Source organism: Microbacterium paraoxydans (assembly GCF_018224615.1).
Lineage (GTDB): Bacteria > Actinomycetota > Actinomycetes > Actinomycetales > Microbacteriaceae > Microbacterium > Microbacterium paraoxydans_B.
The window spans coordinates 259,426-275,479 of sequence record NZ_JAGTUK010000003.1; the positions used below are offsets into that span (position 1 = coordinate 259,426).

A 16,054-nucleotide genomic window follows, 5' to 3' on the forward strand; every position below is an offset into this window, starting at 1 on the left:
TCCCCCGGGGCTCCGGGTCTGGGAGAATGGACGTGCCATGACTGTCGCCACCGCTCCCGCCCGCCCCCTCCGCATCGGCCCGATCGACCTCGACGTGCCGGTCGTGCTCGCTCCCATGGCGGGCATCACCAACACGGCCTTCCGGCGACTGTGTCGGGAGTACGGCGCGGGCCTGTACGTGAGCGAGATGATCACGTCGCGCGCCCTGGTCGAGCGCAACGAGACCACGATGCGGCTGATCCGTCACCACGAGTCCGAGACCCCACGATCCATCCAGCTCTACGGCGTCGACCCGAAGACGATCGCGGAGGCGGTGCGCATCATCGTCGCGGAAGACCACGCCGACCACATCGACCTGAACTTCGGCTGCCCGGTGCCCAAGGTCACCCGCAAGGGCGGTGGCGCGGCGCTGCCGTGGAAGTCGAAGCTGTTCGCCGACATCGTGGATCAGGCCGTGAAGGCCGCAGGCGACATCCCCCTCACGGTCAAGATGCGCAAGGGCATCGACCGCGATCACCTCACGTTCCTCGACGCCGGTCGCGCGGCGGAGGATGCGGGGGCGGCGGCGGTGGCGCTGCACGCCCGCACCGCGAGCGAGTTCTACTCCGGTCACGCCGACTGGAACGCGATCGGCGAGCTCAAGCAGGCCGTCACGAGCATCCCGGTGCTCGGCAACGGTGACATCTGGTCGGCCGACGACGCGGTCCGGATGATGGCCGAGACCGACTGCGACGGGGTCGTGGTGGGCCGCGGCTGCCTCGGTCGGCCCTGGCTGTTCGGCGAGCTGGCGAACGCGTTCGGCGGCGAGGGCAAGACGGTGGATGCGACGCTCGGCTTCGTGTCCGACGCGTTCCGCCGCCACGCCGAACTGCTGGTGGAGTTCTTCGAGGACGAGGACCGCGGCTGCCGCGACGTCCGCAAGCACGTGTCGTGGTACTTCAAGGGCTACCCGGTGGGCGGCGACATCCGCACGGGCCTGGCGACCGCGTCGAGCCTGGACGAGATCGACGAGCTGCTGGGCCGCCTGGACCGTTCGGCTCCGTACCCCGGGGCCGACGCGGAGGGGCAGCGCGGGCGGGCCGGTCACCCGAAGAAGCCGGCGCTGCCGGAGAAGTGGCTGGAGTCGCGCGAGCTGGCGTCCAGCGCCTCGGAGATGATGCGTGGAGCGGAGATCGAGAACAGTGGTGGCTGAGCCCTCGGTCGGCGGTCGCGCCGACGGTTACGACCCGCGCGACGCCGAGCGCTTCTTCGCCGAGACGCACCGCTCCGAGCGCGACGACTTCGCGCGCGACAGGGCGAGGGTGCTGCACTCGGCCGCGCTGCGCCGGCTGGCCGCCAAGACCCAGGTGCTCAGCCCCGCCAGCACGGCGGACTTCGCCCGCAACCGGCTGACGCACTCGCTCGAGGTGGCGCAGGTGGGCCGCGAGCTCGCGGCGGCGCTGGGTGTCTCCGCCGATGTCGTTGACACCGCGTGCCTGAGCCACGACCTCGGTCATCCGCCGTTCGGTCACAACGGCGAGCGGGCGCTGAACGAGTGGGCGGAGCCGATCGGCGGGTTCGAGGGCAACGCGCAGTCGCTGCGGATCCTCACGCGGCTGGAGGCCAAGGTGCTCGACGCGGACGAGCACTCCGTCGGCCTGAACCTGACCAGGGCGAGCCTCGACGCGACCTGCAAGTACCCGTGGACGGTCGACAGTCCCATCCCCGACCCGGGCGGGCGGTTGAAGTTCGGTGTGTATCCCGAGGACGAAGCGGTGTTCCGGTGGATGCGCGAGGGTGCGCCCGGCCGTCTCCGGTGCGTCGAGGCGGAGATCATGGACCTCTCCGACGACATCGCCTACTCGGTGCACGACTTCGAGGATGCGATCGTCAACGGCTACGTCGACGTGGCGCAGCTCGCCGACCCCGCAGCGCACGAGGCGCTGCTCAGCCGCATCCAGCAGTGGGTGGGATACGACTTCACACGCGATGAGCTCGCCGACGCCCTGTACCGCCTGGCGTCGCAGCCGATGTGGCTCGCGTCGTTCGACCGTTCGCGGCAGGATCTCGCGCGCTTGAAGAACCTGACGAGCGACCTGATCGGGCGGTTCGCCCGCGCGGCCGTGTCCGCGACGCGCGAGGCCTACGGCACGGCGCCGCTGGTGCGGTACAACGCGCACGTGATCGTGCCGCGCGTGGTCGAGGTCGAGATCGCGGTGCTCAAGGGCATCATGGGTCAGGCGATCGTCACGATCGATGCGCGCAAGGGCGTGTACAAGGAGCAGCGGCGGGTGCTGAAGCGCCTCGCGGACGCCCTGTGGTCGACCGACGCGCTGTGGTCGGCCGGCGCCGATGTGCTCGAACCGGCGTTCGCGGCCGACTTCGTCGCGGCGGAGAACGATGCGGAGCGCGCCAGGGTCGTGGTGGACCAGATCGCCAGTCTGACCGACCAGAGCGCGGTCGACTGGCACAACCGCCTCGTCGGGGAGATCGATCCGGCCGAGGTCGGCATCTGGACTCCGCGTCATGCGCGGCCCGGCACCCGCACTCCGGTCACGCGGCGTCCCGTCGCCGAAGGGGCGCACTGATGCCGCGGATCCGCCAGGCCGACGTCGACGAGGTGAAGGCCCGCACGAACATCGCCGACATCGTCGGTGAGCGCGTGGCGCTGAAGTCGGCGGGGGTCGGATCCCTCAAGGGCCTGTGCCCGTTCCACGACGAGAAGAGCCCCAGCTTCCACGTGCGGCAGCAGGTCGGGTACTACCACTGCTTCGGCTGCGGGGAGTCGGGGGACGTGTACTCGTTCCTCCGCGCGATGGACCACGTGAGCTTCACGGAGGCGGTCGAGCGGCTCGCGGGCCGCATCGGCTACGCGCTGCACTACGAAGACGGGGGAGCGGCCCCGGAGACCAGCGGTCGCAGTCGCCTGTACGCCGCCAACACCGCGGCGGCGGAGTTCTTCCGTGCGCAGTTGCTGACGCCCGACGCCGAGGCCGCCCGCCGGTTCCTCGGGGAGCGGGGGTTCGATGCCGGGGCTGCCGCGCACTTCGGTGTCGGTTTCGCGCCGCGCGGCTGGGACGGAATGCTCAAGGCGCTGTCGGCGCAGGGCTTCACGCGGGAGGAGCTCAGCGCCGCGGGGCTCGTGTCCACTGGGCAGCGCGGGGTCTACGACCGGTTCCGCGGTCGCCTGGTGTGGCCGATCCGTGACGTGTCCGGCCAGACGATCGGCTTCGGCGCACGCAAGCTCTTCGACGACGACCAGGGCCCGAAGTACCTGAACACCCCGGAGACGCCCATCTACAAGAAGGCGCAGGTGCTGTACGGGCTCGATCTCGCCAAGCGCGACATCGCCCGTGGCGACCCGCGGCGAGTCGTGGTGGTGGAGGGGTACACCGACGTGATGGCGTGCCACCTCGCGGGTCTCACGACCGCGATCGCCACGTGCGGCACGGCCTTCGGCACCGAGCACATCAAGGTGCTGCGCCGGGTGATGGGCGACGACAACGCGTCCGGTGAGGTCGTGTTCACGTTCGACGGCGACGAGGCGGGGCAGAAGGCCGCGCTGCGGGCGTTCACGGAGGACGACCGTTTCAACGCGCAGACCTTCGTGGCGGTGGCGCCGGACGGCCTCGACCCGTGCGACCTCCGCCTGCAGCGCGGTGATGCGGCCGTGCGCGGCTTGATGGACGCGAAGCAGCCGATGTTCGAGTTCGCGATCGACCGCAAGCTCGCGGGCTTCGACCTCTCGACGGTGGAGGGACGGGTCGGGGCGCTGCGGGCCGCGGCGCCCATCGTGGCGGAGATCCGGGATCGGCTGCTGCGCCCGGGGTATGAGCGCGTGCTGGCGCGTCGCCTCGGCATGGACCCGACCGAGGTGCACGGGGAGGTCGAGCGGGCGGCGCGGGGTGCCGCGGCGGCGACGCGACGCGAGGCGGCAGCACCCGACCAGAGTGCGGGCGCGCCCGCGGTCGCGGCGGTCACGCTCGCGAGCCTGCCCCGCACGGCCGACGTGGCGGTGGAGCGCGACGCTCTGATGGGCGCGCTGCAGTACGGCCACCAGATCGATGCGGAGCTGCTCGACCGGGCTCTGTCGCAGCCGTTCCGGACTCCGGGTCTCGACGCGGTGCGCGAGGCCGTCGCGGCCGCTCCCGACCGCAGCAGGCCGGGGTGGGTGACCGAGGCGGTCAACGCGGTGCGTGAGCCCTACCGGTCGCTCGGCGGCGAGCTGCTGATGACGCCCTTCCCTGCCAGGGACGAGGCGGGTGCGGTCGCCTCGGCGACGGACCTTGCCCGGCGACTGGTGGTGCGTCAGCTGGAGCGGGAGAAGCAGGAGCTGCTCGGCGCGGTGCAACGCGTCCCGGCGGACTCCGACGGCGGACGGGCGCTGCGCGTCCGGTTGCGCGACATCGACGTCGAGCGTCAGCGGTTCTCGGCCGAGTCGTAACGGAGCGGCACGCGGTGCAGCGGGCAGGATGGAAGACATGTCCCGAAGGCCCGAGTCCACGTCTGCGATCGAGTGCTCCGATCTGGTGATCGACCGGATCGGTCACGGCACACCGAACCGCGCCGTGGACGGCGTCACGTTCACGCTCGAGCCCGGCGGGCTCATCTGCGTCGCCGGCCCTACGGGGTCGGGGAAGTCCACGCTGGTCGCGGCTCTCGCCGGGTCGACCGATCCGTCGGTGCGCGTGGTGGGGGGAAGCGCCCAGGTGTGCGGTATCGACATCCGGCGCCCGGGCCGCAAGCACCGCATCCTCACGTACCGCACCGGCTTCGTGCCTCAGGGGGCGGGCGCTGATCTTCCTCCGCGCCTCACGGTCAACGAGGTCATCGCCGAGCCGATCCTCATCCGCGAGCGTCGCGTCAACACCAAGGCGCTGTCGATTCGCGTGGCCACGCTCCTGGACGAGCTGCACCTGCCGCTGGGGACGGCGTCGAAGTTCCCCTACGAGCTCAGCGCCGGTATGCGCCAGCGTGTCGCGATCGCCCGCTCCTTCGTGCTCGAGCCGAGGGTACTCATCGCGGACGAGGTGCTCGCCAATCTCGATCTCGAGGTGCGCCCCGTGGTGTTCGACGCGATCACCCGTCGTCGCACGGAGCAGGGGATGGCGGCGTTGCTGGTGACGAACGACGCCGACTTCATCCGGGAGTTGAACGCCGAGACGCTCATGCTGCGCGGCGGTCATGTGGTTGCGCGCGGGGTGGGGAAGGACCTGCTCTGGGTGCCCAACGCCGAGACCGATTCCCGCGGCTGAGTGCGACACGCCCGGCGTCTGCAGACGGGGGCTCCGTGTCACGAACGACGCTCGGAGTTTGCTAAGCTTGTCGAGTTGCCCGCACAGCGGAGCACATTCCTCGGTAGCTCAATTGGCAGAGCAGCCGGCTGTTAACCGGCAGGTTCTTGGTTCGAGTCCAAGCCGGGGAGCCAACGAGAAGAGCCCCCTCCACGGAGGGGGCTCTTTCCGTTCCGTGGCCTCTGCGGTCCGGAGCGGACACACGAAGCGGCCGGGAGCGGATTGCTCCCGGCCGCTGTCGCGTTCGCGGATTGCTGTCAGCGCGCGGCGCCGGCGAGGGATCCCTCGACCTGTCCGGCCGGGTCGACGATCAGGCACTGGATGACGCGGTCGTTGGCCTGCTCCCACGAGTCCTGGCTCGGCGTGAGCGTGGTCACGTCGAGCGCCGACTGGTCGTAGGCCACGCCGACAAACGAGGTGAACGCGTCGCCGATGCAGCCCTCGGACGCCGCACTGATCGCGTCCTCGGAGTACTCTCCGTCGTCCATCGTGATCTCGTGGAAGACCTCTTCGTCGTGCGGCTCGGTGCACGGCACGACGTTCGCGTCGGTGAGCATGCCGGAGCCGGTCTCGAGCATGCAGTCGCCGAGCTTCACCGAGAAGACGTCGATGTTGGCGCTCTCCGTGACCTGGCCGGTCTTCTCGTCACGGGTCGCGTCGCCCGAGCCGCCGCCCAGGATGCTGTTGATCGCGCTGCAGCCGCTCAGGGCGAGCGAGGCCGCGGCGACCGATCCGGCGAGCACGAGTGCGCGACGAGTGCGCATCTTCATCATGTATTCCCCTCCAAAGCGTGGTGCGGGGCATGCTGAAATATCCCCGCCGCCCATCACGCTATAGTGTCCGAAGTCTGTGATGCAACTCGACAGATGCTATGCGTGGGCTGAACGCGGTCAGCCCTCCAGGTCGTCCACCCCGGGTAGCCAGCTCACTCCCGGACGACCCCAACCGCGCTTGCGGGCGATCTTCTGCGTGGTCTTCCAATCCGAGTCCGAGAGCCGATCGATGTACAGCACGCCGTCGAGGTGATCGAACTCGTGCTGCATGATGCGGGCGCGCCAGCCGTCGACCTCGAGCGACACGGGCGCACCGTCGAGATCGATCGCTGTGACGCGCACGCGGTCCGACCGACGCAACGGGAACCGCTCACCGGGGAACGACAGGCATCCCTCGGACTCGAGCTCCGGATCGGGCGAGCCCGGCTCGAGCGGCGTCATCCACAGCGTCGGATTGATGAGGACGCCCCGCCAGGGGCGATCGTCGTCGTCGACGTAGTTGTACGTGTAGATGCGAAGCGGCACCCCCACCTGAGGAGCGGCCAGCCCGACACCGGGTGCCGCGTCCATCGTCTCGAACATGTCGGCGACGAGCGCACGCACCTCATCGGTGATCTGCTCGACGGGGGAGGCGGGGGAGTGCAGGACGGGGTCGCCCATGATGCGAATCGGAAGTACAGCCACGTCACAACCCTAGTCCGCGGGACTCTCCGGGTAGGGTCGTAGTGTGAGCGCAGGGGTGTGGATGGGGATGGCCGAAGACGTCGGCGACCAGCTCGTCGGTGCCTTCCAGAACCCGGGGATTCTGCTCGGCATTCCCCTCGCCCTCGCCGGCGCCGTGTTCATGTCGCTCGGAGCGCAGTACCAGCACCGCGGGGTCGAGAAGGTGGAGCGGCTGAGCGGCTCCACGGGTACCTCCGGACTCACGTTCGGCCAGATCAAGGGTCTGCTCACGCGACCGTCGTGGATCATCGGCACCCTGATGCTGGGCCTCGCGATCGTGTGCCAGCTGGCCGCACTCGTCCAGGCCCCGCTGATCGTCGTCCAGCCGCTCGGTGCGATCGCCCTGGTCATCACGACCCTGCTGAACGCGCGCATCTCCGGTCATTCCCCGACGCGGCAGTCGCTCACCGCGATCGTGGCGTGCGTCGGCGGCATCTTCCTCTTCGTGTTCTTCGCGGCGATCTTCGCGACAGAGCAGGACGTCACCGACCGTGAGCTGTTCGTCATCCTGGCGCTGCTGCTCGTGGTGATCATCGTGCTCGGCGCGTGCTGGCTGATCCTGCGTCACCGCATGCGGGCGCTCTTCTACGTGATCGGCGCCGGGATCCTCTACGGATTCGTGGCGACCCTCGCGAAAGTCGTCATCAAGCGCATCGAGGCGGGCCAGTTCGAGTGGATCACCGCGGTCTGCGTTCTCGCACTCGTCTCCGCGGCAGCGGTGGGCGCCTACTTCGTGCAGACCGCGTACAGCTCCGGGCCGCCCGACCTCGTGATCGCCGGCCTCACGGTCGTCGATCCTCTCGTGGCCGTCCTCATCGGCATGGTCGTGCTGGGTGAGGCTGCTGCCGCTCCGTGGTGGGTGCTCATCATCTTCGCCATCGCCGGAGGCATCGCCGTATGGGGCGTGGTCGGCCTCGCGCGCTACCACCCGCAGGTCCTCAGCGAGAGTCAGGAGCTCGGCATCACGCGCGGCAGCACGCCGGCGGCGGACTCCGCATCCGCGCCAGACTCCGCACCGCCCGCGACATCGGCCCAGACCGCGTCCGAGGCGCAGGCTCCCTCGGAACACCCGGGGCGCCGCGAGGACCCGACGGACGCGGCGAGACGCCACGACGACGCGTAGACCGGCCCCCGCGGAGGCGTCGCGCCTCCCTCAGTACGTCTGGTCGATGAGGTCGGGTGAGACCTCGGACGCCGCGGCCTCGTCGACGAAGTAGACCGTGCGCTTGCGTCCCTTCGCACCTGCGGCGGGAACGCTCGTGTAACTCGCCCCGGCCAGGGCGAGCCCCAACGCGGACGCCTTGTCCGCACCGGTCAGGACGAGCCAGACGCGCTTGGAGGAGTTCAGCACGGGACGCGTGAGGGTGACGCGCTCGGGCGGGGGCTTGGGGGAGTCGCGCACCGGCAGCGCCGCCGCATCCGTGACCGTGACCTCTTCGCGATCCGGGAACAGCGATGCGATGTGGCCGTCGGGACCCACGCCAAGGAAGCACACCGCGAAGGACGGCCAGGGATGCTCGTCGGTGCCGAACCGGGCGAGCTCCGCCGCGTAGGCGGCCGCGGCCTCGTCGAGGCTCAGACCGCTGTCAGACGCCGCCACCTCATGCACGTTCTCGTCCGGAACGGGAAGGTGATCCAGCAGCGCCTGGCGTGACTGCAGCGCGTTGCGGTCGCTGTCGTCACGAGGGACGAAGCGCTCGTCGCCCCACCAGAAGTGCACGAGCGACCAATCGATGTCGGTCGTCCGCGGGTTGTCGGCGACCGCTCGCAGCACGGCACCGCCCATCGAGCCACCCGTCAGGGCGATGTGGGCGACGCGACCGTTCCTGGTGCGCGCCTTGACGCGGGTGAGGAAACGATCGGCGACCCGGAGCGCGAGCGCTGTCGGGGTGGACTCGATCACGACCCGCTTCTCTGCGGACGACTCCGACATCGGCGTCACTCTCCTGTCTCGGGCGGACCCAGCTTCTCCCAGCCGTCCGTGATCACTCGACCGTACAGGAGGTCGGGGTCGAGCCGACGCAGCTCCTCGGCCAGGCACTCGCGCAGCGTGCGCCGCGGCAGGTGGAGATCGTGGTTCGGCTGGTCGGGCTGCGTGAGCACGGCGATGCCGGGGGACGGGCGCTCCAGCAGGATGTCACCGGACGCACGCGTCAGGCGGACCGACTTGATGCCCTCCTCCCACTTCTCCGGACTCTCGTACGACCACCGCACCGGAACGTCCAGCGCCATCTGCAGCCAGGCGGCCAGGAGCGCGGTCGAAGGAGAGGCCGCGGCCCCGCGCACCTCGACGGCCGTGATGGTCTCGTACGGCGGCTGATCCAGTACCGCCGCGAGCTGCTCGCGCCAGTGCGTGAGGCGGGTCCACGCGAGGTCGGTGTCGCCCGGGGCATGCGTGCGGCCGAGCAGGGCGAGGCGGTCGCGCACATCCGGCGAGGTCGCCGCGTCGGTGATGCGACGCTGCGCGATGCGGCCGAGCGGCGAGGACGACGGCGAGGTCGGTGCCTCCTCGGGCCACCACGCCACCACCGGCGCGTCCGGCAGCAGCAGCCCGGTGATCAGGCTCTCCTCGTTGCTCGCGGCGTCGCCGTAGGCGTGGAGCACCACGACCTCACTGGCACCCGCATCTCCGCCCACGCGGATCTGCGCGTCCAGACGCGACTCCCCGTCGCTCGTGGTGAGCACGATCACGCGCATCGGATGCTCGCGCGAGGCGTCGTTCGCCGCATCGATCGCGGCCTCCGCAACGCCATTGCGCGCGGAGATCACCAGCGTGAGGACACGACCGAGGGCGACCGCGCCGCCCTCCTCGCGCACCCTGACGAGCTGCTTCGCGACCTGGCTGACGGTCGTGTCGGGAAGGTCGATGATCACGGGCGTCTCCAGACTCGTCCGTCGCGGGCCAGCAGGGCATCGGCCGAGGCCGGGCCCCACGAACCCGGAGCGTACTGCTCCACCGGGCCGCCCTCAGCGGCCCAGTACTTCTCTACCGGGTCGAGGATCTTCCAGGAGAGCTCGACCTCCTCGTGCCGCGGGAACAGCGGCGGATCCCCGAGCAGCACATCCAGGATGAGTCGCTCGTAGGCCTCGGGGCTCGCCTCGGTGAACGCGTGCCCGTACCCGAAGTCCATCGTGACGTCGCGCACGTTCGATCCCGTGCCCGGCACCTTCGAGCCGAACCGGATCGTCACGCCCTCGTCGGGCTGCACGCGGATGACGAGAGCGTTCTGACCGAGCTCGGAGGCGTTGCCCCTGCCGAACAGGTGCTGCGGAGCGCGGTTGAACACCACGGCGATCTCGGTCACCCGCCGCCCGAGTCGCTTGCCGGTGCGCAGGTAGAACGGCACGCCGGCCCAGCGCCGCGTGTCGATCTCCAGCTTGATCGCGGCGTAGGTCTCCGTGGTCGACTCGGGGTTCATCCCCTCCTCGTCCAGGAAGCCCGTGACCTTCTCTCCGCCTTGCCACCCGCCGGCGTACTGTCCTCGCGCGGTCGCGAGCGACAGGTCCTCCGGCACGTGCACGGCAGCGAGCACCTTCTCCTTCTCGGCGCGCAGATGCTCCGCGGAGAGACTGATCGGTTCCTCCATCGCGGTGAGGGCGAGGAGCTGCAGGAGATGGTTCTGGATCACATCGCGCGCAGCGCCGATGCCGTCGTAGTACCCCGCGCGCCCGCCGACGCCGATGTCCTCGGCCATCGTGATCTGCACGTGGTCCACGTAGTTGCGGTTCCAGATCGGTTCGTACAGCTCATTCGCGAAGCGCAGCGCCAGAATGTTCTGGACCGTCTCCTTGCCGAGGTAGTGGTCGATGCGGAAGATCGAGTCCGCGGGGAACGCGACCTCCAGCGCCTCGTTCAGCGCGCGCGCCGACTCCAGGTCGTGCCCGAACGGCTTCTCGATGACGACGCGACGCCACCGTTCGTCGTCGTCGGCGTCCTGACCGACCAGTCCGGAGTCCTTGAGTTGCTTCGCCACCAGCGGGAAGTCCTTGGGCGGGATCGACAGGTAGTACGCGTGGTTGCCCATGGTGCCGCGCTCCACGTCGAGACGTTCGACGGTCTCCCGGAGCTTCCGGAAGGAGTCCGGGTTGTCGAACTCGCCCGAGACGAACCGGATGCCCTGCAACAGCTGGGTCCAGGTCTCTTCGCGGAACGGGGTTCTGGCGTGCTCCTTGACCGCGTCGTACACGACCTGCGCGAAGTCCTGATCCTCCCAGTCGCGCCGGGCGAAACCGACGAGGGCGAATCCAGGAGGCAGCAGACCACGGTTGGCGAGGTCGTACACCGCGGGCATGAGCTTCTTGCGCGACAGGTCGCCTGTGACGCCGAAGATCACGAGGGCACTCGGCCCGGCGATCCTGTTGAGACGGCGATCGTCGGGGTCGCGCAGCGGGTTGTGCCCGCGCGAGAGGGGAACAGACATCGGTGAGGGCTTCTCCTGCTGTTACTTCTGTGCGGCTTCGAAGAGGGCGAGCACGTCGTCGGAGGACTCCGTGATCGTCAGTGAGACGACGGGACGACCGTGCTCCGCGAGCACGCCCGCGTCGCCGGCAGCCTGCGCCTGGATGAGCTGACCGAACGTGAACGGCCGACCCGGGATCTCGAGGTCGACGTCCGTGCGCTCCAGGATCTGCAGGAACACACCCTGCGCGGGACCGCCCTTGTGGTACTGGCCGGTGGAGTGCAGGAAGCGCGGCCCCCAGCCGAACGTGGTGGGGCGACCGGAGTCCGCGGCGACGAGCTCACGCAGCCCCTGCAGCTGCGGCACCTCGAGCCGGTTGACGTACGCCTGGATCGACACGTAGCCGTCGGCGGGCAGCTGCGCCCAGAGCGCATCGAGCACGCCCTCGACCGTGCCGGACGCGGCAAGGGCAGGATCGGACACGCGCACCTCGACGCCGTTCTCCACGAACGCGGGGGCGGTGGGTTCCGGCCGTGCGTCGAGCAGTCCGCGTGCCGCGACCTTCGCCGACTCGACATCGGGCTGGTCGAACGGGTTGATGCCGAGCAGATGTCCGGCGATCGCGGTGGCGTACTCCCACACGATGAACTGAGCGCCGAGCGTGCCGCTGACGAGGATCTCGCCCTCGTGGCGCTCGTGCAGGTGGAACTCGTTCGCGTCGTCCACCAGGCGGACGATCTGCAGGTCGCCGGGCACGGGGTCGAGCTCCGGCGAGACCGGAAGCAGAACGACCGGGAGGATGCCGGTGCCGTCCTTGCCCGTGGACTCGGCGATCAGCTGCTCGATCCAGTCGGGCAGACCCTTGATGTGCGTGCCGTCGGTGATGAGGCCGAGCTTGTCACGGCGGGGGGTGGTGGCGGCGATCGCGGCTCCCAGACGCAGCGCCGGGTTCTCCGCGGAGTCCACGGCGACCTCGAGCAGCGAGGCCTCCGCCTCGTTCAACAGCTCCTCGATGTCGACGCCGGCGAGCCCGGACGGCACGAGGCCGAACGCGGTGAGTGCCGAGTAGCGGCCGCCCACGTTCGGGTCGGCGTTGAACACGCGGTATCCGGTCTCCCGCGCGGACGCGTCGAGCGGCGAGCCCGGGTCCGTGACGACGACGATGCGCTCGACCGGGTCGATGCCCAGGTCGCGGAACGCCGCCTCGAAGGTGCGGCGCTGCGAGTCGGTCTCCACCGTGGACCCCGACTTCGACGACACCACGAGCACGGTCTCGGCGAGGCCCTCGTCCAGGGCGGCCAGCACCTGTCCGGGAGCCGTGGAGTCGAGGATCGTGAGCGGGACGCCGGAGGTCTGCGCGATCACCTCGGGCGCGAGAGACGAGCCGCCCATTCCGGCGAGCACGACCCGCGTGACCCCCTTCGCGGCCAGCTCCTCGCGCAGCGCCACGATCTCGGCCACCAGCGGACGCGAGACGGACACGGCCTCGACCCAGCCGAGCCGGATCGATGCCTCCGCCTCGGCGGCGGGGCCCCACAGGGTGGCGTCACCGCTCGTGATGCGCGACGCGACCAGGTCGTGGACGAGGCTCGGGACGGTCTCCTCGATCGCGGCGCGCGCGGCACCCGAGGCGTGGATCGCGAAAGTCATCGCTGTGCCTCCAGCGCCTCGTTGACCTGCGTGAGGAGGTCGTGCCACGAGTCGATGAACTTGGCGACGCCTTCGTCTTCGAGGACCTGCGTGACATCGGTGAAGTCGATGCCGACCTCCGCGAGCCCGGCGAACACCTCGCGCGCCTCGTCGTAGCCACCGGTGATCGTGTCGCCCGTGACGACGCCGTGGTCGAAGGTGGCTTCGAGGGTCTTCTCCGGCATGGTGTTCACCACTCCGGGCGCGACGAGCTCGGTGACGTACAGGGTGTCGGGCAGAGCGGGGTCCTTCACCCCGGTGGATGCCCACAGGGGCCGCTGCGCGTTCGCACCGGCGGCCAGGAGGGCCTTCGCGCGGTCGGTGGCGAAGCTCTGCTCGAACAGCTCGTACGCCAGGCGGGCGTTGGCGAGCCCGGCCTTGCTCTTGAGTGCCTCTGCCGCGTCGGTACCGATCGCGGTGAGGCGCTTGTCGGTCTCCGTGTCCACCCGGGAGACGAAGAACGACGCGACCGAGTGGATCGTGGACAGGTCGACACCGGCGTCCTTGGCCTGCTCGAGCCCGGCGAGGTACGCGTCGATGACCTCCGCGTAGCGCTCCAGGCTGAAGATCAGGGTCACGTTGACGCTGATGCCCTGCGCGATGGCGGCGGTGATCGCGGGGAGGCCGGCCTTGGTGGCGGGGATCTTCACCAGCAGGTTCGGACGGTCGATCGTGGACCACAGCTGGGTGGCCTGCGCGACCGTGCCGTCGGTGTCATGTGCGAGGTCGGGGGAGACCTCGATCGAGACGCGGCCGTCGACGTGCCCGGACTGCTCCCACACGGGGCGGAAGATGTCGAGTGCTGCGCCCACGTCCTGCGTGGTGGCGGCGAACACCGCATCCTCCGCGGTCGCGCCGGATGCGGCGAGCTCCGCCACCTGCGCGTCGTACGAGGTGTCGTTCTTGTCGGTGATCGCGTTGGCGAAGATCGTCGGGTTCGTCGTGACGCCCACGACGTTGCGCGACGAGATCAGCTCGGCGAGATTGCCGGAGGAGATGCGGGTGCGCGAGAGGTCGTCGAGCCAGATGCTGACGCCGGCCTCGGCGAGCTGTGCGGTGGGGGTGCTCATGCGTTCTCCTTGATGGTCTCGCGTGCGGCCGCGACGACGGCCTCGGTGGTGATGCCGAACTTCTCGAAGAGGGTCTTGTAATCGGCGGAGGCGCCGAAGTGGTCGATGCCGACCGAGCGACCGCGGTCGCCCACGATGCCGCGCCACGTGAGCACGGAGCCGGCCTCGACCGACACGCGTGCGGTGACCGACGACGGCAGCACGCTCTCGCGGTAGGCCTCGTCCTGCTCGGCGAACCACTCCAGCGAGGGCGCGGACACGACGCGGACGTTCACGCCCTCCTCGGCCAGGGCCGCGCGTGCGTTCACGGCGAGCTGCACCTCGGAGCCGGTGGCGATGATGATGACGTCCGGCGTGCCGTTCGGAGCCTCGGCCAGCACGTACGCGCCCTTGACGGCGTTGGCGGCGGAGGCGAACACGTCACCTTCGGCGTCGCCGTCGCCGCGCTCGAACACCGGGATGTTCTGGCGGGTCAGGGCGATTCCGGCCGGGCCCTCGTGGCGGCGGAGGATCTCCAGCCACACGGCGGAGGTCTCGTTCGCGTCGGCGGGGCGCACGACGGCCAGGTTCGGGATCGCACGCAGCGTCGCCAGCTGCTCGATGGGCTGGTGCGTCGGTCCGTCCTCGCCGAGCGCGACGGAGTCGTGCGTCCAGACGAAGATGCTCGGCACGTTCATCAGTGCGGCCAGGCGCACCGCGGGGCGCATGTAGTCGCTGAAGATGAGGAAGGTGCCGCCGAACGCCCTGGTCGGACCGTGCAGCACGATGCCGTTCACGATCGCACCCATCGCGTGCTCCCGAATGCCGAAGTGCAGCACCCGGCCGTACGGGTTTCCGGACCACTCGTGCGTCGACCACTCGGCCGGGATGAACGAGGCGGCGTCCTTGATGGTCGTGAGGTTGGACTCGGCCAGGTCGGCCGACCCGCCCCACAGCTCGGGCAGCTGGGCCGCGAGCGCGTTGATCACCTGACCGGACGCGGCGCGGGTCGAGACGTCCTTGCCCGCCTCGAAGACCGGGAGAGCGGCCGCGATGTCCGTGGGGAGCTCTCGCGCCTCCACCCGGTCGAGCAGAGCCTTGCGCTCCGGATTCGCCTCGGCCCACGCGTCGAACGACTCCTGCCAGGCGGCGCGCTCCTGCGCGGCGCGCTCAGCTAGCTGACGGGTGTGCGCGATCACGTCGTCGGCCACGACGAACGTCTGCTCGGGATCGAAGCCCAGGACCTTCTTGGTCGCGGCGAGCTCATCGGAGCCGAGGGCGGAGCCGTGGATCTTGCCGGTGTTCTGCTTGCCCGGCGATGGCCAGCCGATGATGGTCTTGAGGATGATGAGCGACGGCTTGTCGGTCTCGCCCTTGGCGGCCTCGATCGCGGCGTACAGTTCGGCGACGTCCTCGACGTACTCGCCGCTCTTCTTCCAGTCGACCGTCTGCACGTGCCAGCCGTAGGCGGCGTAGCGTGCGGCCACATCCTCGGTGAACGCGACGTTGGTGTCGTCCTCGATCGAGATCTGGTTCGAGTCGTAGATCGCGATCAGGTTGCCCAGCTGCTGGTGCCCTGCCAGGGAGGAAGCCTCGCTGGTCACACCCTCCTGCAGGTCGCCGTCTCCTGCGATCACGTACACGAAGTGATCGAACGGGCTCGTGCCCGCCGCGGCATCCGGGTCGAACAGCCCGCGCTCGTACCGTGCGGCGTACGCGAAGCCGACCGCAGACGCGAGACCCTGGCCCAGGGGTCCCGTGGTGATCTCGACGCCCTTGGTGTGCCCGTACTCCGGGTGGCCGGGGGTCTTGGAGCCCCACGTGCGCAGTGCCTTGAGATCGTCGAGCTCGAGGCCGAAGCCGCCGAGGTAGAGCTGGACGTACTGCGTCAGCGAGGAGTGTCCGACGGAGAGGATGAACCGGTCACGGCCGAGCCAGTCGGTGTCGGTGGGGTCGTGGCGCAGCACACGCTGGTAGAGCAGATACGCCGCCGGGGCCAGGCTCATGGCCGTGCCGGGGTGCCCGTTGCCCACCTTCTCGACCGCATCGGCCGCCAGGATCCGGGCGGTGTCCACCGCGCGCCGATCGATCTCGTCCCACTGCAATTCCGACACGTTCATGCCCTTTCCGACAGTTTCGAGGGCGCC

Annotated in this window: 13 protein-coding genes and 1 tRNA gene; 6 read left to right on the top strand and 8 right to left on the bottom strand. The window is 69.8% G+C overall.

All coding sequences use genetic code 11. From position 1 onward, the window contains the following. Positions 1 to 37: 37 nt before the first annotated feature. From dusB to KE274_RS11430, 5 genes are all read left to right on the top strand, one after another. On the top strand, positions 38 to 1,192 hold the full coding sequence (gene dusB / locus KE274_RS11410; RefSeq protein ID WP_211543859.1) for a tRNA dihydrouridine synthase DusB: 1,155 nt from the start codon (positions 38 to 40) through the stop codon (positions 1,190 to 1,192). Then, positions 1,182 to 2,567: a deoxyguanosinetriphosphate triphosphohydrolase gene (locus KE274_RS11415; protein ID WP_211543861.1), complete on the top strand. Its 1,386-nt coding sequence runs from the start codon at positions 1,182 to 1,184 to the stop codon at positions 2,565 to 2,567. Before dusB ends, KE274_RS11415 begins: the two co-directional genes overlap by 11 nt. Next, positions 2,567 to 4,423 (top strand): DNA primase, encoded by a 1,857-nt coding sequence (gene dnaG / locus KE274_RS11420; RefSeq protein ID WP_211543863.1) that lies wholly within the window; start codon positions 2,567 to 2,569, stop codon positions 4,421 to 4,423. Before KE274_RS11415 ends, dnaG begins: the two co-directional genes overlap by 1 nt. A 37-nt stretch (positions 4,424 to 4,460) precedes the next feature. Next, positions 4,461 to 5,234, top strand: a complete 774-nt coding sequence (locus KE274_RS11425; protein WP_211543865.1) for an ATP-binding cassette domain-containing protein — start codon at positions 4,461 to 4,463, stop codon at positions 5,232 to 5,234. Between the two features lie 97 nt (positions 5,235 to 5,331). Further along, positions 5,332 to 5,407 (top strand) — tRNA-Asn (locus KE274_RS11430). Between the two features lie 123 nt (positions 5,408 to 5,530). Here the strand turns inward: KE274_RS11430 and KE274_RS11435 are convergent. Together KE274_RS11435 and def are read right to left on the bottom strand one after the other, a co-directional pair. Continuing rightward, positions 5,531 to 6,046: a septum formation family protein gene (locus KE274_RS11435; protein ID WP_211543868.1), complete on the bottom strand. Its 516-nt coding sequence runs from the start codon at positions 6,044 to 6,046 to the stop codon at positions 5,531 to 5,533. Between the two features lie 117 nt (positions 6,047 to 6,163). Next, positions 6,164 to 6,730, bottom strand: coding sequence for a peptide deformylase (gene def, locus KE274_RS11440; protein ID WP_211543870.1), 567 nt, complete (start codon positions 6,728 to 6,730; stop codon positions 6,164 to 6,166). 61 nt (positions 6,731 to 6,791) lie between these two features. Here def and KE274_RS11445 point away from each other — a divergent pair, with 61 nt between their 5' ends. Beyond that, complete coding sequence (locus KE274_RS11445; protein WP_249186379.1) at positions 6,792 to 7,892, top strand: DMT family transporter; 1,101 nt, start codon at positions 6,792 to 6,794, stop codon at positions 7,890 to 7,892. 30 nt (positions 7,893 to 7,922) lie between these two features. Here KE274_RS11445 and pgl read toward each other — a convergent pair whose 3' ends face one another. The 6 genes from pgl to tkt are packed head-to-tail and all read right to left on the bottom strand — an operon-like array spanning position 7,923 to position 16,021. After that, entirely contained in the window at positions 7,923 to 8,702 is a 780-nt protein-coding gene (gene pgl, locus KE274_RS11450) for a 6-phosphogluconolactonase (RefSeq protein ID WP_211543872.1), read from the bottom strand. A gap of 5 nt (positions 8,703 to 8,707) precedes the next feature. Continuing rightward, the gene (locus tag KE274_RS11455) at positions 8,708 to 9,643 is read right to left on the bottom strand and encodes a glucose-6-phosphate dehydrogenase assembly protein OpcA (protein WP_211543874.1); all 936 of its coding nucleotides are present in this window, start codon (positions 9,641 to 9,643) and stop codon (positions 8,708 to 8,710) included. After that, the gene (zwf, locus tag KE274_RS11460; RefSeq protein WP_211543876.1) at positions 9,640 to 11,190 is read right to left on the bottom strand and encodes a glucose-6-phosphate dehydrogenase; all 1,551 of its coding nucleotides are present in this window, start codon (positions 11,188 to 11,190) and stop codon (positions 9,640 to 9,642) included. The genes KE274_RS11455 and zwf overlap by 4 nt, the downstream gene beginning before the upstream one ends. Positions 11,191 to 11,211: 21 nt before the next feature. After that, on the bottom strand, positions 11,212 to 12,819 hold the full coding sequence (locus tag KE274_RS11465) for a glucose-6-phosphate isomerase (protein WP_211543878.1): 1,608 nt from the start codon (positions 12,817 to 12,819) through the stop codon (positions 11,212 to 11,214). Continuing rightward, positions 12,816 to 13,928: a transaldolase gene (tal, locus tag KE274_RS11470; RefSeq protein ID WP_211543880.1), complete on the bottom strand. Its 1,113-nt coding sequence runs from the start codon at positions 13,926 to 13,928 to the stop codon at positions 12,816 to 12,818. The genes KE274_RS11465 and tal overlap by 4 nt, the downstream gene beginning before the upstream one ends. Continuing rightward, positions 13,925 to 16,021, bottom strand: a complete 2,097-nt coding sequence (tkt, locus tag KE274_RS11475) for a transketolase (protein WP_211544924.1) — start codon at positions 16,019 to 16,021, stop codon at positions 13,925 to 13,927. The genes tal and tkt overlap by 4 nt, the downstream gene beginning before the upstream one ends. Positions 16,022 to 16,054 lie beyond the last annotated feature (33 nt).

Excerpts from the sequence above, each read along its gene's own strand:
- dusB (WP_211543859.1), top strand. The coding sequence starts at position 38 with ATGACTGTCGCCACCGCTCCCGCCCGCCCCCTCCGCATCGGCCCGATC.
- dnaG (WP_211543863.1), top strand. The coding sequence starts at position 2,567 with ATGCCGCGGATCCGCCAGGCCGACGTCGACGAGGTGAAGGCCCGCACG.
- KE274_RS11425 (WP_211543865.1), top strand. The coding sequence starts at position 4,461 with ATGTCCCGAAGGCCCGAGTCCACGTCTGCGATCGAGTGCTCCGATCTG.
- KE274_RS11435 (WP_211543868.1), bottom strand. The coding sequence starts at position 6,046 with ATGATGAAGATGCGCACTCGTCGCGCACTCGTGCTCGCCGGATCGGTC.
- KE274_RS11445 (WP_249186379.1), top strand. The coding sequence starts at position 6,792 with ATGGGGATGGCCGAAGACGTCGGCGACCAGCTCGTCGGTGCCTTCCAG.
- pgl (WP_211543872.1), bottom strand. The coding sequence starts at position 8,702 with ATGTCGGAGTCGTCCGCAGAGAAGCGGGTCGTGATCGAGTCCACCCCG.
- zwf (WP_211543876.1), bottom strand. The coding sequence starts at position 11,190 with ATGTCTGTTCCCCTCTCGCGCGGGCACAACCCGCTGCGCGACCCCGAC.
- KE274_RS11465 (WP_211543878.1), bottom strand. The coding sequence starts at position 12,819 with ATGACTTTCGCGATCCACGCCTCGGGTGCCGCGCGCGCCGCGATCGAG.
- tal (WP_211543880.1), bottom strand. The coding sequence starts at position 13,928 with ATGAGCACCCCCACCGCACAGCTCGCCGAGGCCGGCGTCAGCATCTGG.